Origin of the sequence: Romboutsia sp. 13368, from assembly GCF_018336475.1 — a bacterium.
GTDB lineage: Bacteria > Bacillota > Clostridia > Peptostreptococcales > Peptostreptococcaceae > Romboutsia.
The window spans coordinates 1,254,472-1,255,533 of the sequence record NZ_CP048741.1; the positions used below are offsets into that span (position 1 = coordinate 1,254,472).

The 1,062-nt window shown below is 25.2% G+C and carries 1 protein-coding gene; it reads right to left on the reverse strand.

Features of this window, described 5'->3' with window-relative positions; all coding sequences use genetic code 11:
- Positions 1-195: 195 nt before the first annotated feature.
- Positions 196-864, reverse strand: coding sequence for a YkgJ family cysteine cluster protein (locus G3997_RS05075; protein ID WP_296649110.1), 669 nt, complete (start codon positions 862-864; stop codon positions 196-198).
- Positions 865-1,062: the final 198 nt, after the last annotated feature.

Genomic DNA, 1,062 nt, shown 5'->3' on the forward strand with positions numbered 1-1,062 from the left:
CGATATTAATGAAAACTCATACAATTGAACTATAAATAAAACTGCAATAACTAAATAAAATAATATATAATCTAATTTTCTAAAATTTGAAAAATTCATCTTATCCCCCTTTTTACTCACATTATATAACAATTACTAATTATATTATCCATCACAAAGTTGGCTAACATAGCCTAATTATAAAAATTTAGTTTACTAAATAATTCCCAGTTTATTTTTTATTTCTGGTAATCTTTTTGAAAATTCACTATAAAAATTCTCATCTTCTTTTATCTTAATACGATAACAACTATCTAGTAAAGTTTTATTAATTGCCTCTATTTCTTGTTCATCTCTGACAAACTTTAAACGGAAAGTTAATGCCTTAATAAATCTATACCATTCTAATATAAACTTTTTATTTTSATCATAGTTTTCAATTCCTACCCAATCTTTTACACTTACATCTTTTAAATCATTTTTAGGGCAGTTTCCTACTTGTAAGAAGTATTTAAAATCATCATCTTGGTATACTCTTCCTAGAGGGAATAAACGGCAAATATTTGGTCTTTTAGAATGAATTGTACATCTATTTTCTTTATTTAAAAAGCTACACTTTTTATTTTCACCCTGCATTTTTAAATATGGTAGTAAGATTTTGTTATTTTGTCTTAATTCAATATTAGTTCCTAGTAATTCATCAAATTCAACACCTAAGTAATTTACCATTTCATATATATCAAAAGGTGTAAGTACTACTAAATCTCCAACATCACAACAGCAATCATTACATCCATCACATCCACAAGTATCTGCTTTTACTATATCTTCAATGTCATATAGTTTTCCATCTGAAATTTCATCTAGTATGTTTATACTTCTCATATGTTTTTTCCTCACTTCTTATCTATTTTTAAGCTCTAATACATAGTCGTGAAGTGCTATAAGTTTTAAAGCTTCTTAAAATTCATCTTTAGNTTTTGTAGTATATATGAACTTATACCATACTTATTAAAATACTCAACTAATAAATTCCCATTTATAAGACTTATATTATTATCAGATGCAAACTGCTCACATTGA